Source organism: Providencia rettgeri, assembly GCF_001874625.1.
Lineage (GTDB): Bacteria > Pseudomonadota > Gammaproteobacteria > Enterobacterales > Enterobacteriaceae > Providencia > Providencia huashanensis.
This window is the reverse complement of record NZ_CP017671.1, coordinates 53720-68401: the sequence shown is the minus strand read 5'-3', so window position 1 is coordinate 68401 and position 14682 is coordinate 53720. Positions and strand designations below refer to the sequence as shown.

The following is a 14682-nucleotide window of genomic DNA, read 5'->3' as shown; positions in this document are numbered from 1 at the left end:
ATGTGAATTGTTACTCACTACTTTAGATCCGACACACCTATTCACCACACCAATATCATTACACTTTCCGCATAAACTAGTGCCAAACTTCTCTAGCTCCAGCTTAGCCTTTCCCTAGCTGATTAATTTATTCTTATTTTTTCAGTGGATTAAACCAACCTCGATAAGTGAGTTGTTACTCACTACTTTAAATACGACACACCTATTCACCATACCAATATCATTACACTTTCCGCATAAACTAGTACCAAACTTCTCTACTCCCAGCTTAGCTCCTCCCGTAGGTAATTGATTTAATTTTATTTTTCAGCATATTAAACTAACCCCGATAAGTGAGTTGTTACTTACTACTTTAAATCCGACATGCCCATTCAACACATCAATATCACTGTGCATTCAGAGTGAACTGATGCCCAACTTCCTCATGCCTTGCTCAGTCCTTACTCTACAGCCAAACTCACGCTAGCTTCACACTGCATTTGATCCCCCAACTCAGTGAGTTGTTACTCACTACTTTAAATACGACACTCCTATTCACCACACCAATATCATTACACTTTCCGCATAAACTAGTACCAAACTTCTCTACTCCCAGCTTAGCTCCTCCCGTAGGTAATTGATTTAATTTTATTTTTCAGCATATTAAACTCACCCCGATAAGTGAGTTGTTACTTACTACTTTAAATTCCACACACTTATTCAACATAACAATGTTATTGCACCGTTGAGGGAGGATTAACACCGCCTCAAATCACGACCAACCGAAAGCTTGAAGATTGAGGAATAAATAAGTTAAAACGAGATGGGCAGGAAAAGAATATCTCTGTAGTAATGAGGGGTTAACCTAGTCCTCTGCTAATCAGACTGTTAATTTAAAAGCTAGACATTAGCAGTTAGCAGTTAGCAGTTAGCAGTTAGCAGTTAGCAGTTAGCAGTTAGCAGTTAGCAGTTAGCAGTTAGCAGTTAGCAGTTAGAAGTTAGAAGTTAGAAGTTAGAAGTTAGCAGTTAGAAGTTAGCCTACAGGATAATAAAATATGCAGTGGTCTCAATGCCTCATTACCCTAGGCAGAGCCCTCACAATCAGAGTCGCCCTGAGACTGAACACCTCACTCTTCGCTCCACACTGCCACGCCTCATCACCTACCCCCCAAACGCAAAAAAGCCACCCAATGGGTGGCTTTCTCACTAATTTAATGTCTGGCAGTTCCCTACTCTCACATGGGGAGACCCCACACTACCATCGGCGCTACGGCGTTTCACTGCTGAGTTCGGCATGGGGTCAGGTGGGACCACCGCGCTATTGCCGCCAGACAAATTCGGTTTGTTCCCGTTTAGCGCATTTCGTCACTAAACCAGAACTGCAATCTTGAACAAGCTGCTGTGTCCCTCGCCTCTCGGCTTCTCACGCTCATTGAATCAACCTCATCTCTCAATCTCTAAAACACCTTCGGTGTTGTCAGGTTAAGCCTCACGGTTCATTAGTATTGGTTAGCTCAACATATCGCTATGCTTACACACCCAACCTATCAACGTCTTAGTCTTAAACGTTCCTTTAGGACCCTTAAAGGGTCAGGGAAGACTCATCTCAAGGCAAGTTTCCCGCTTAGATGCTTTCAGCGGTTATCTCTTCCGCACTTAGCTACCGGGCAATGCCATTGGCATGACAACCCGAACACCAGTGGTGCGTCCACTCCGGTCCTCTCGTACTAGGAGCAGCCCCTTTCAATCTTCCAACGCCCACGGCAGATAGGGACCGAACTGTCTCACGACGTTCTAAACCCAGCTCGCGTACCACTTTAAACGGCGAACAGCCGTACCCTTGGGACCTACTTCAGCCCCAGGATGTGATGAGCCGACATCGAGGTGCCAAACACCGCCGTCGATATGAACTCTTGGGCGGTATCAGCCTGTTATCCCCGGAGTACCTTTTATCCGTTGAGCGATGGCCCTTCCATTCAGAACCACCGGATCACTAAGACCTACTTTCGTACCTGCTCGAGCCGTCACTCTCGCAGTCAAGCTGGCTTATGCCTTTGCACTAACCGCATGATGTCCGACCATGCTTAGCCAACCTTCGTGCTCCTCCGTTACTCTTTGGGAGGAGACCGCCCCAGTCAAACTACCCACCAGACACTGTCCGCACCCCGGATAACGGGGCAACGTTAGAACATCAAACATTAAAGGGTGGTATTTCAAGGTTGGCTCCATGCAGACTGGCGTCCACACTTCAAAGCCTCCCACCTATCCTACACATCAAGGCTCAATGTTCAGTGTCAAGCTATAGTAAAGGTTCACGGGGTCTTTCCGTCTTGCCGCGGGTACACTGCATCTTCACAGCGAGTTCAATTTCACTGAGTCTCGGGTGGAGACAGCCTGGCCATCATTACGCCATTCGTGCAGGTCGGAACTTACCCGACAAGGAATTTCGCTACCTTAGGACCGTTATAGTTACGGCCGCCGTTTACTGGGGCTTCGATCAAGAGCTTCTCCTTACGGATAACCCCATCAATTAACCTTCCAGCACCGGGCAGGCGTCACACCGTATACGTCCACTTTCGTGTTTGCACAGTGCTGTGTTTTTAATAAACAGTTGCAGCCAGCTGGTATCTGCGACTGGCTTCAGCTCCATGGGTAAACCACTTCACCTAGCGCCAGCGTGCCTTCTCCCGAAGTTACGGCACCATTTTGCCTAGTTCCTTCACCCGAGTTCTCTCAAGCGCCTGAGTATTCTCTACCTGACCACCTGTGTCGGTTTGGGGTACGATTAGTGATAATCTAGAGCTTAGAGGCTTTTCCTGGAAGCGGGGCATGAGCTACTTCGCCACCGTAGTGACTCGTCATCAGACCTCAGCATATAGTGAACCGGATTTGCCTAATTCACCTGCCTACATCCTTAAACCGGGACAACCGTCGCCCGGCCAGCCTAGCCTTCTCCGTCCCCCCATCGCAATTATCACCAGTACGGGAATATTAACCCGTTTCCCATCGACTACGCATTTCTGCCTCGCCTTAGGGGTCGACTCACCCTGCCCCGATTAACGTTGGACAGGAACCCTTGGTCTTCCGGCGTGCGGGTTTTTCACCCGCATTATCGTTACTTATGTCAGCATTCGCACTTCTGATACCTCCAGCATACCTCACAGTACACCTTCACAGGCTTACAGAACGCTCCCCTACCCAACAATATTTACATATCGCTGCCGCAGCTTCGGTGCATAGTTTAGCCCCGTTACATCTTCCGCGCAGGCCGACTCGACCAGTGAGCTATTACGCTTTCTTTAAATGATGGCTGCTTCTAAGCCAACATCCTGGCTGTCTGAGCCTTCCCACTTCGTTTCCCACTTAACTATGACTTTGGGACCTTAGCTGGCGGTCTGGGTTGTTTCCCTCTTCACGACGAACGTTAGCACCCGCCGTGTGTCTCCCGTGATAACATTCTTCGGTATTCGTAGTTTGCATCGAGTTGGTAAGTCGGGATGACCCCCTAGTCGAAACAGTGCTCTACCCCCGAAGATGAGTTCACGAGGCGCTACCTAAATAGCTTTCGGGGAGAACCAGCTATCTCCCGGTTTGATTGGCCTTTCACCCCCAGCCACAAGTCATCCGCTAATTTTTCAACATTAGTCGGTTCGGTCCTCCAGTTAGTGTTACCCAACCTTCAACCTGCCCATGGCTAGATCACCGGGTTTCGGGTCTATACCCTGCAACTCATTCGCCCAGTTAAGACTCGGTTTCCCTACGGCTCCCCTATACGGTTAACCTTGCTACAGAATATAAGTCGCTGACCCATTATACAAAAGGTACGCAGTCACCCTGATAAATCAAGGCTCCCACTGCTTGTACGTACACGGTTTCAGGTTCTATTTCACTCCCCTCGCCGGGGTTCTTTTCGCCTTTCCCTCACGGTACTGGTTCACTATCGGTCAATCAGGAGTATTTAGCCTTGGAGGATGGTCCCCCCATATTCAGACAGGATAACACGTGTCCCGCCCTACTCGTCGAGTTCACAACACTAATATCTTCAGATACGGGGCTATCACCCTTTACTGCCGGACTTTCCAGACCGTTCTCCTGATACTAATGCTGATTAAGACTCTGGGCTGCTCCCCGTTCGCTCGCCGCTACTAGGGGAATCTCGGTTGATTTCTTTTCCTCGGGGTACTGAGATGTTTCAGTTCCCCCGGTTCGCTTCGTTTGACTATGTATTCATCAAACGATAGTGCAACGAATTGCACTGGGTTTCCCCATTCGGAAATCGTCGGGTATAACGGTTCATATCACCTTACCGACGCTTATCGCAGATTAGCACGTCCTTCATCGCCTCTGATTGCCTAGGCATCCACCGTGTACGCTTAGTCGCTTAACCTCACAACCCGAAGGTGTCTTCTTATCAGACGACACTTAACGTCATGGCTGTGCGTGGTGAACTTCTTCGTTGGGTAGTGCTCGCAATGCTCACGTACTATTGTACGCTGCGCTTGCTGTGCGCTAGCCGCCTTGGATTTCACACTGCTCGCTCATGCCACTCGTTTGTGTGTTTGAAAAACACTTCAAGTTGAGATTTTTGAGAGACTCTCACATTGTTTAAGCGATAAACAATGTGCGTTGTTTTCAATTTTCAGCTTGTTCCAGATTGTTAAAGAGCATAATTATTCGCAATAGACTATTTAACTAATCTATTCTGAATAATCAGAAAAATTTATGGTGGAGCTAAGCGGGATCGAACCGCTGACCTCCTGCGTGCAAGGCAGGCGCTCTCCCAGCTGAGCTATAGCCCCATAAAGGTAATTTCAGTATCAATCTCAGTCATTAAAATGACAAATCGGATTTAGGCAAGGCATAAATTGGCGACGTTTACTTTTGAGTAAACGAGCTGATTTATAACGCTGCATCAATTCGATTTTGGTAGGCCTGAGTGGACTTGAACCACCGACCTCACCCTTATCAGGGGTGCGCTCTAACCACCTGAGCTACAAGCCTATTGATACTGCTACTCTATTTCATCAGACAATCTGTGTGAGCACTTCACAAAAACACTTCAATGGTAAGGAGGTGATCCAACCGCAGGTTCCCCTACGGTTACCTTGTTACGACTTCACCCCAGTCATGAATCACAAAGTGGTAAGCGCCCTCCCGAAGGTTAAGCTACCTACTTCTTTTGCAACCCACTCCCATGGTGTGACGGGCGGTGTGTACAAGGCCCGGGAACGTATTCACCGTAGCATTCTGATCTACGATTACTAGCGATTCCGACTTCATGGAGTCGAGTTGCAGACTCCAATCCGGACTACGACGTACTTTATGAGTTCCGCTTGCTCTCGCGAGGTCGCTTCTCTTTGTATACGCCATTGTAGCACGTGTGTAGCCCTACTCGTAAGGGCCATGATGACTTGACGTCATCCCCACCTTCCTCCGGTTTATCACCGGCAGTCTCCTTTGAGTTCCCGACCGAATCGCTGGCAACAAAGGATAAGGGTTGCGCTCGTTGCGGGACTTAACCCAACATTTCACAACACGAGCTGACGACAGCCATGCAGCACCTGTCTCAGAGTTCCCGAAGGCACCAAAGCATCTCTGCTAAGTTCTCTGGATGTCAAGAGTAGGTAAGGTTCTTCGCGTTGCATCGAATTAAACCACATGCTCCACCGCTTGTGCGGGCCCCCGTCAATTCATTTGAGTTTTAACCTTGCGGCCGTACTCCCCAGGCGGTCGATTTAACGCGTTAGCTCCGAAAGCCACTCCTCAAGGGAACAACCTTCAAATCGACATCGTTTACAGCGTGGACTACCAGGGTATCTAATCCTGTTTGCTCCCCACGCTTTCGCACCTGAGCGTCAGTCTTTGTCCAGGGGGCCGCCTTCGCCACCGGTATTCCTCCACATCTCTACGCATTTCACCGCTACACATGGAATTCTACCCCCCTCTACAAGACTCTAGCTGACCAGTCTTAGATGCCATTCCCAGGTTAAGCCCGGGGATTTCACATCTAACTTAATCAACCGCCTGCGTGCGCTTTACGCCCAGTAATTCCGATTAACGCTTGCACCCTCCGTATTACCGCGGCTGCTGGCACGGAGTTAGCCGGTGCTTCTTCTGTCGGTAACGTCAATCGTTGATGATATTAGCATCAACGCCTTCCTCCCGACTGAAAGTACTTTACAACCCTAGGGCCTTCTTCATACACGCGGCATGGCTGCATCAGGCTTGCGCCCATTGTGCAATATTCCCCACTGCTGCCTCCCGTAGGAGTCTGGGCCGTGTCTCAGTCCCAGTGTGGCTGATCATCCTCTCAGACCAGCTAGGGATCGTCGCCTAGGTGAGCCATTACCCCACCTACTAGCTAATCCCATATGGGTTCATCCGATAGCGCAAGGACCGAAGTTCCCCTGCTTTGCTCCTAAGAGATTATGCGGTATTAGCCACCGTTTCCAGTGGTTATCCCCCTCTATCGGGCAGATCCCCATACATTACTCACCCGTCCGCCGCTCGTCAGCGAGAAGCAAGCTTCCCCTGTTACCGCTCGACTTGCATGTGTTAGGCCTGCCGCCAGCGTTCAATCTGAGCCATGATCAAACTCTTCAATTAAAAGTAGCTTGATGCTCAAAGAATGTTTACTGTCGCCTGATTTCCGAAGAAACCAGATTACCTATTAGTTCATATATATGAATTAACGTGTTAGTCACTCTTCAAGACTTAAAATCAAATATTTTTTTGATAGTGTCCTGTGAGTGCCCACACAGATTGTCTGATAAATTGTTAAAGAGCGTTGCGACATTTCTTTTGGAAATTCGACTCAGTTTTTATTAACTTAGGTCGTTGTCGCGAGGTGACGTATATTACGTTTTTTATTTAGAAAGTCAAGCGTTTATTTTCAACTTTTTCTTTCTCACCTCTGTTATCACAAGGCTTCGAGGTTTTCTTCGAGCCGGTTTATCGTGACAACGGATGCGCATTATAGGGAGCCCAGAAAATCTAGCAAGTGTTTTTTTGTTTTTTTATTTTGTTCGCGTTTTTTTTAGCCAAAACAGGCTTTATAAGTTAAATAAGGTCTGTATATTGACTATTTCAGCAGCAATTATTCATTTACTCGCGTAATATAAGTATCTAAGAAATGCGTATTGAGATGAATTATGGAATTAAGTAAGCAACAAACTGCCTCACAGAAGAACCGCTCTTATATTATTGCAGAGAATCTTGGACAGTTAATTTTAAGCAGTACCTATTTACCTGACTCCATTTTACCCAATGAATTAGATTTATCAGAACAATTCCAAGCAAGCAGAACAGCAATAAGAGAAGCAATAAAAATACTCGCGGCAAAAGGAATGGTATTAGCCCGCCCTAAAATTGGTACTCGTGTGATGCCTTCTTCAAATTGGAATTTTTTGGACCAAGACCTTTTAAAGTGGTGGTCGAATAGCGAAGAACAGTCCGTTGTTATTAAACATTTTAAAGTTGTTCGTCTCGCAATTGAGCCCCAAGCTTGTTATCTTGCTGCATTACATGCAACACAAGAACAAAAACAATCTTTACAACTTTTAGCGAGTGAAATGCAATTACTAGCAAAAGAATTTGATAGAGAACGATGGATAAAAATTGACTACCATTTTCATTTAACTATCTATAAAGCTTGCGCTAACCCTTTTTTGATCTCTTTTGCTAATCTGTTTCGCTCTATCTATCAGCGTTATTTTGATGTAATCACTGATAATGAAGTAATTGAAGTTGATACACATCAACAGCTCGCGAATGCAATTATTGAAGGCAAAAGTGCAGATGCCCTTAATTTTTGCTATAGCTTATTAACGAATACTCAGAAATAAAACTAACGAGATAACTCACCGATTTTGGAATTCAATTTTTTAGATAGGTAACTGATGTTCAAGACAGCCAAAAATATGTCTGGTCTTCCATGGATTGCGGCCATGGCCTTTTTCATGCAAGCACTTGATGCCACTATTTTGAATACGGCTTTACCTGATATTGCCAAGAGCCTTCATCACTCCCCCTTGCTATGCAATCAGCAGTAGTCAGTTACACATTAACTGTTGCCTTATTGATCCCTGTAAGTGGGTGGTTTGCCGATAGATTTGGGACACGGCGTGTTTTTATTTTAGCAGTTTCATTATTTTCTTTAGGTTCTTTATTGTGTGCACTTTCACCCTCCCTAGATTTTTTAGTAACGTCAAGGGTTATTCAAGGGGTTGGTGGGGCAATGATGATGCCAGTTGCACGTTTAGCGCTAATTAGAGCCTATCCACGTAGTGAATTATTGCCAATATTAAACTTTGTCACAATACCGGGGTTAGTTGGGCCAATCTTAGGGCCTCTGCTAGGTGGTATATTAGTGACCTACGCCACATGGCATTGGATATTTATTATTAATATTCCTATTGGCGTTTTAGGTATTTTTTATGCGTTAAAACATATGCCTGATTTTAAAATGCCGAAGCGAAAATTTGATACCCTCGGTTTCTTATTGTTTGGATTCGGTTTAGTAATGCTATCTGTCAGCCTCGATTTCTTTGGTGATAAATCGCTACCTACATCTATACCAGTATCTCTTGTTGCAATTGGGTTTCTTTTCCTATTTCTTTATATTTTCCATGCAAGGCGAATTAAGCACGCCATTATTCCTTTAAATTTATTTAAAACTCGCACTTTTTCTATTGGTATCAGTGGGAATGTTGCAACTCGACTAGGTACTGGCAGTATTCCATTTCTAATGCCATTAATGCTACAAGTTGGTTTTGGCTATGAAGCTGTTGTTGCTGGTATGATGATGGCACCATTAGCGATTGGTTCAATCACAGCAAAATCCGCTGTTACAAAAATACTCACTAAATATGGGTACCGTAATACATTATTTGTTATCACCATCATTATTGGATTAATGATTGCTCAATTTTCCTTGCAGTCACCAAGTATGTCGATTTATCTGTTAATTGTCCCTTTATTCATTTTAGGTATGGTAATGTCTGTACAATTTACCGCAATGAATACGATATGTTTGGCTGACCTAACAGATAATAATGCGAGTGCGGGGAACAGTATGTTAGCCGTGACTCAACAGCTATCGATAAGTTTCGGTATTGCAGTGAGCGCAGCAATATTGAACTTCTATGGTGGACAGCCTAACAGCAATACCGTCGATAATTTCCATTATACCTTTATTACTGTCGGTGCTATCACCTTAATATCCGCTTTTGTCTTTTTATTATTAAGTAAGACTGATGGGGATAACTTAATAAAAAATAAAGCAAAAAAGGCTAAAAATTAGCATTTCCTGACCGATTGACGCTCAATAAGTTCAGGTGTTAATACTAAAACACTGGCATCTGCTTCAGGGTTATCCATACGATAAATAAGTTGGTCAACAGCCTGTTTGCCTAGTTTATCTTTTGGTTGATGGATCGTCGTCAATGGTGGGATCATATAAGGTGAAAGGTCGATATCATCATAACCAATAATTGAAATATCATCAGGCACTTTGATTCCTTTTTGGAATATAGCCTGATAAGCCCCAACAGCCATGGCATCATTCCCTGCAAAAATAGCTTGTGGAGGCGTTGATAGCTCAAGCAGTTTATTCATTGATTCAAAACCACCAGCAAATTCGAAGTCACTGAAAATAATATAATCTTCATTAACTTCAATTTTAGCCTGTTCCATCGCTTGAATAAAACCTTGATAACGAGCCCTTGCTGGAGACTTATCTTGAGGCCCCGCAATACAGGCTATTCGGGTAAAACCCGAATCAATAAGATAACGGGTAGCAATTTCCCCCCCAAGAAATGAGTTATCTTGAATCACATCTCCTACTGAATCAAATGGTGACCAATCCATCATAACGGTCGGAACGCTAGGGTAGCGAGTAAACACATCCTTCGATGGGCCTTGAACTTCTGTACACATAATTAATAGCCCATCAACACGTTTTTGTAATAACGTTTCTAAGCTATGGTTCATACGTTGAAGGTCACCTTCAGTATTACATAAGATCAAACTATAACCGCGCTCGTAGCAACTACGTTCAACACCACGTACTACTTCTGCATAAAATGGGTTATTACTTGTTGTTAGTAACATCCCTATTGTATTAGTGCGATTCATTTTTAAGCTTCTAGCTAATGCTGAAGGGGCATAGTTTAGCTCTTCTATCGCATTTTTGACGCGCAGAGTTATACTTTCGCTAACATAGCGATTTTGATTAATCACGTGAGAGACTGTGGATGTCGACACCCCCGCTAAACGTGCCACATCTTTCATTGTTGCCACAAGCTAATCCTGTTGAGTCAAAAATTGTTCAATTTCTTTACGCCAAGGTACCGATGGCTGCGCGCCAGGACGAGTTACAGCAATTGCTGCGGCAGCATGAGCAAAAATAATTGCGTCTTCATCTGCCTTACCTTCCAATAGTGCAGTGACATAAGCCCCATTGAATGTATCACCTGCCGCAATAGTATCTACTGCTTTTACGTTAAATGCAGGAATTATTTTCCCTTGTGAGCCTTGTTCACTATACCAAACCCCTCGGGACCCTAGCGTTATCATCACTTTGCTGATCCCTTTTTCGTGCAACACCTGTGCAGCTGCTTGTGCTCCTTTATTATCATTAACAGCAATCCCTGTTAGATGCTCAGCTTCGGTTTCATTTGGTGTAATGATATCGACTAGTGTTAATAATGAATCTGGCAATGACTGGGCTGGTGCTGGATTTAAAATTACCTGTGTATTATTTTTATTGGCAATTTCAGCAGCCATTTGTACCGTATCAAGAGGTGACTCTAATTGCATTAAAACAGCATCAGCTTCGATAATTTTTTGTTGATAGCTAGCAAGCCTTTCTGTCGTCAATTGTGCATTTGCGCCTGCACTGATACCAATAATGTTTTCACCTTGTTGGTTCACATAAATCAATGCCACACCAGTAGTTTCATCTTGAATGGCATCAATACACTCAGTTTTAATATTATCCAAACTAAGCTGTTTTTTAATACTAGAACCAATGCCATCATCACCAACACAAGCAATAAAAGTTATGTCAGCACCGCTTCTACCCGCGGCGACAGCTTGATTTGCGCCTTTACCACCAAATGCAACTTGATAGTGATCACCCCTCACCGTTTCACCCGGCTGCGGAAATTGCTTAACATTTAATATATGATCAGCATTGATACTACCGAGAACCACTAGCTTTGCTGTAGCCATAACGTTTATTTCCTTTTTATTGTGACGTAATAACCCACAAACTAAATGAACCGCCGTTATAATAGTAAACGGCGGTTTTTATTTTTTATTGTTTTACCACTAATTCCAATTCAACTGGAACCGTAGATTCAACTTTTTCACCTTTTAAGACTTTATCCGCTATCTGTACTCCAACGATACCGATTTGGTCTGGGCGCTGTGCTATGGTTGCCCCTAATTTACCGCTTTCTACTGCTTTGATGCCATCATTAGTGCCATCAAACCCAACAACAAGAACATCAGAATAACCAGCAGTTTGTAAAGCTCTTAAAGCACCTAGAGCCATTTCATCATTCTGAGCAAATACCGCTTGGACAGTAGGATGTGCCGTTAACAAGTTTTGCATGACGTTCAAGCCTTTTGTTCTATCAAAATCAGCAGGTTGACTCGCCAGTAAATTAAATTTATGCTCTTTTGCTCCAGTATTAAAACCTTCACCACGCTCACGCGCTGCTGAAGTACCGGAAATCCCTTCTAATTGAATGACTTTTGCTTCATTACCCGTTTTTTTTGCGATATAGTCAGCCGCCATTTTCCCACCCATGCGGTTATCTGATGCCACATGGCTGACAACTTCACCTTTATTTGCTGCTCTATCTAATGTGATCACAGGAATGTTAGCTTTGTTAGCCATTAAAATAGAATTCCCGACCGCGTCTGAATCAGTTGGATTGATTAACATAAGTTTTGTGCCACGCACAGTTAGATCTTGTACGTTTGCCAACTCTTTAGCTGGGTTATCTTGAGAATCTAAGACGATCAATTCATACCCCAGTTTATCAGCTTCTTTTTGTGCGCTGTCTTTCATCGTCACAAAGAATGGATTGTTAAGTGTAGAAATAACTAATGCAATGCTATCTTTCGCCATCGCATTAACACTGACCGTTGCACTCAGTGCAACCGCAGATAATAGTGTTGCTAATTTATTCATCTTCATAATAATTTTCCTGTAGGGTTATTTTTTATTATCAACAAGTACCGCAAGTAAGATGACGACAGCTTTTACAATCATCTGATAGTTTGACGAAATACCTAATAAGTTTAAGCCATTATTTAGAAAACCAAGGATCAAGGCACCAATCAAGGTTCCGACAATGCGGCCTTTACCACCAGCAAGGCTGGTACCACCAAGAACAACCGCAGCAATGGCATCCAATTCATATCCATTACCCGCCATTGGTTGTGCTGATGATAAACGCGCAACTTCGATTACACTCGCCAATGCAGCTAACAAGCCACATAAGGCATAAACGATAATTTTAATGCGGTCGACGTTAATACCAGATAGGCGAGTTGCTGATTCATTCCCCCCTAATGCATAGATATAACGACCTAGACGTGTGTGATGCAACATGTACCATGCAGCCGCAAAAACAATGATCATTAACCAAACAGGGGTCGGAATGCCAAATGGACGCCCAATACCAAACCAACCAAATAAATCTGCGTTATCACTAAACCCTGTATTAATAGGGCTTCCGTCGGTGTACACGCGAGTAACCCCACGTAGTAATAACATCATGACTAGAGTTGCAATAAAAGCTTGAACTTTACCTTTTGCGACAATAACACCGGTACATGCGCCAATTGCAGCCCCCAATGCTAATGCACCAGCAACAGCGACTAAAGCATTTACATCAGTACTCACCATAGAAGCTGCCACAGCCCCAGTTAATGCTAATAATGAGCCGACAGACAGGTCAATTCCTGAGGTTAAAATGACCAATGTCATTCCAACAGCCATAATGGCATTCACAGAGGTTTGTTGTAAGATATTGAAAAAGTTATTAACCGTAAAAAAATTAGGGCTTAATGTCGATACGATCGCAATTAAAATTAATAGTGCTATTAATGATTTTTGCTCCATCAGCCATGCTTTGCTGAACCAGCGTTTTGATGATGCGGTAGTTGAACTCATGCTGATAACTCCTGAACTGAGCCATAATGTTTACCCACTGCAGCAGCCATTAAGGCTTCCTGAGTTGCGTCTTTGGCGGAAAACTCCCCACTGATATGACCTTCATGCATAACCAAAATACGGTCACTCATTCCAATCACTTCTGGCATTTCTGAAGAAACTAAAATGATACTCAGTCCTTCTTTCTTAAATTGGTTAATTAATTGATAAATTTCTTTTTTGGCTCCAACATCAACCCCGCGAGTTGGTTCATCAAGGATCAGGACTTTAGGTCGCGTCATTAACCCCCGAGCAATTGCCACTTTTTGCTGATTACCACCAGAAAGGTTGCCAATAATTTGGTCCATTGATGGCGTTTTAATATTGAATAATCGAATGAAATCACTGACAGTTTGTTGTTCTTCTTTATGTTTTAAACTACCACCTACGCGGCTAAAATAACGTAGTGCCGTCAATGACATATTTTCTTTCACTGACATGCCAAGTACTAAACCATCACGTTTGCGGTCTTCAGAAATATAGACAATGCCGTTATTTAGGCCATCTTGAGGAGTTCTTAATGTGACTTCCTTACCTTCAAGAGTAATAGTCCCTGTTTTCTTCGCTGCCGCGCCATAAATAATTTTCATCAATTCCGTGCGACCTGCCCCCATCAACCCTGAAACCCCTAAAATTTCACCACTTTTTAGACTAAAACTGGCATTAGTGACTCCAGGACCGGATATATTTTGCAACTGTAAGCGCACACTACCAGTAGGAACATCAACTCTCGGATACTGATCTTCTAGTTTTCGTCCTACCATCATTTCAATTAGCTTTTCTTCTTCTAATTCGCTAACAGTTTTTTCACCTATAAATTGGCCGTCACGAAAAACAGTTACATCATCGCAAATTTCAAAAATTTCTTTTAGCCGATGAGAAATGTACACAATGCCACAGCCTTGCGCTTTTAAGTCTTCAATAACTCTAAATAAAGAAGCTGTTTCTGTATCAGTTAAAGCATCGGTTGGCTCATCCATGATGATAACTTGGGATTGATAACTCAGAACCTTAGCTATTTCGACCATTTGCTGCTCACCAATAGAGAGCTCAGCAATAGTTTGGTGGCTGTTATAATCAAGATTAAGACGTTGAAGAAGTTTGTCTGATTCACTAAACATCTTTTTCCAGTCGATTTTGCCAAATACATTAACAAATTCTCGACCAAGAAAAATATTCTCCGCGATAGTTAATTCAGGAATAAGATTTAGCTCTTGGTGAATAATACCAATGCCTGCTTCTTGGGAGTTTTTAGGGCCATTAAATTTTACTTCTTTGCCTAGATAGCGGATTTTACCTGCATCTTTGCTATAGATACCGGTTAGTACTTTCATCATGGTTGATTTGCCAGCCCCATTTTCCCCCACCAGCGCCATGACTTTTCCAGGATAGACATTTAATGTCGCCCCATTAAGGGCTTTTACCCCTGGAAATGATTTATCGATCCCGATAAGTTCTAATAAAGGTTGCATAAT

General features: G+C 43.6%; 6 protein-coding genes, 2 tRNA genes, 3 rRNA genes and 1 pseudogene. 2 read left to right on the top strand and 10 right to left on the bottom strand.

Translation table 11 applies throughout. The features are described 5' to 3' along the window. Positions 1 to 1195: 1195 nt before the first annotated feature. From rrf to RB151_RS00250, 5 genes are all read right to left on the bottom strand, one after another. Positions 1196 to 1311 (bottom strand): 5S ribosomal RNA (gene rrf / locus RB151_RS00270). Between the two features lie 146 nt (positions 1312 to 1457). Continuing rightward, positions 1458 to 4366: ribosomal RNA gene (locus tag RB151_RS00265) — 23S ribosomal RNA — on the bottom strand. A 336-nt stretch (positions 4367 to 4702) separates the two neighbouring features. After that, positions 4703 to 4778, bottom strand: a tRNA-Ala gene (locus RB151_RS00260). A gap of 125 nt (positions 4779 to 4903) precedes the next feature. Continuing rightward, positions 4904 to 4980: transfer RNA gene (locus RB151_RS00255), tRNA-Ile, on the bottom strand. A gap of 65 nt (positions 4981 to 5045) precedes the next feature. Next, positions 5046 to 6585 (bottom strand): 16S ribosomal RNA (locus RB151_RS00250). Together the 16S, 23S and 5S rRNA genes with 2 tRNA genes alongside form the textbook arrangement of a ribosomal RNA operon. Positions 6586 to 7130: 545 nt before the next feature. Between RB151_RS00250 and RB151_RS00245 the strand changes: the two genes are divergently transcribed. Continuing rightward, complete coding sequence (locus RB151_RS00245) at positions 7131 to 7823, top strand: FadR/GntR family transcriptional regulator (RefSeq protein WP_042846819.1); 693 nt, start codon at positions 7131 to 7133, stop codon at positions 7821 to 7823. 54 nt (positions 7824 to 7877) lie between these two features. Continuing rightward, positions 7878 to 9280: pseudogene (gene mdtD / locus RB151_RS00240) on the top strand (multidrug transporter subunit MdtD). On the opposite strand, the gene rbsR reads toward mdtD, so the two are convergent. The 5 genes from rbsR to rbsA form a co-directional block, all read right to left on the bottom strand. Beyond that, a complete protein-coding gene (gene rbsR / locus RB151_RS00235; RefSeq protein ID WP_164975540.1) occupies positions 9277 to 10278 on the bottom strand; it encodes a ribose operon transcriptional repressor RbsR in 1002 nt (333 codons plus the stop codon). The pseudogene mdtD and the gene rbsR overlap by 4 nt on opposite strands. A 3-nt stretch (positions 10279 to 10281) precedes the next feature. Next, the gene (gene rbsK, locus RB151_RS00230) at positions 10282 to 11211 is read right to left on the bottom strand and encodes a ribokinase (RefSeq protein WP_042846817.1); all 930 of its coding nucleotides are present in this window, start codon (positions 11209 to 11211) and stop codon (positions 10282 to 10284) included. Between the two features lie 85 nt (positions 11212 to 11296). Beyond that, positions 11297 to 12187, bottom strand: a complete 891-nt coding sequence (gene rbsB / locus RB151_RS00225) for a ribose ABC transporter substrate-binding protein RbsB (protein WP_042846816.1) — start codon at positions 12185 to 12187, stop codon at positions 11297 to 11299. A gap of 18 nt (positions 12188 to 12205) precedes the next feature. Next, positions 12206 to 13168, bottom strand: coding sequence for a ribose ABC transporter permease (gene rbsC / locus RB151_RS00220; RefSeq protein ID WP_042846815.1), 963 nt, complete (start codon positions 13166 to 13168; stop codon positions 12206 to 12208). After that, positions 13165 to 14679, bottom strand: a complete 1515-nt coding sequence (rbsA, locus tag RB151_RS00215; RefSeq protein ID WP_071547559.1) for a ribose ABC transporter ATP-binding protein RbsA — start codon at positions 14677 to 14679, stop codon at positions 13165 to 13167. Before rbsA ends, rbsC begins: the two co-directional genes overlap by 4 nt. Positions 14680 to 14682 lie beyond the last annotated feature (3 nt).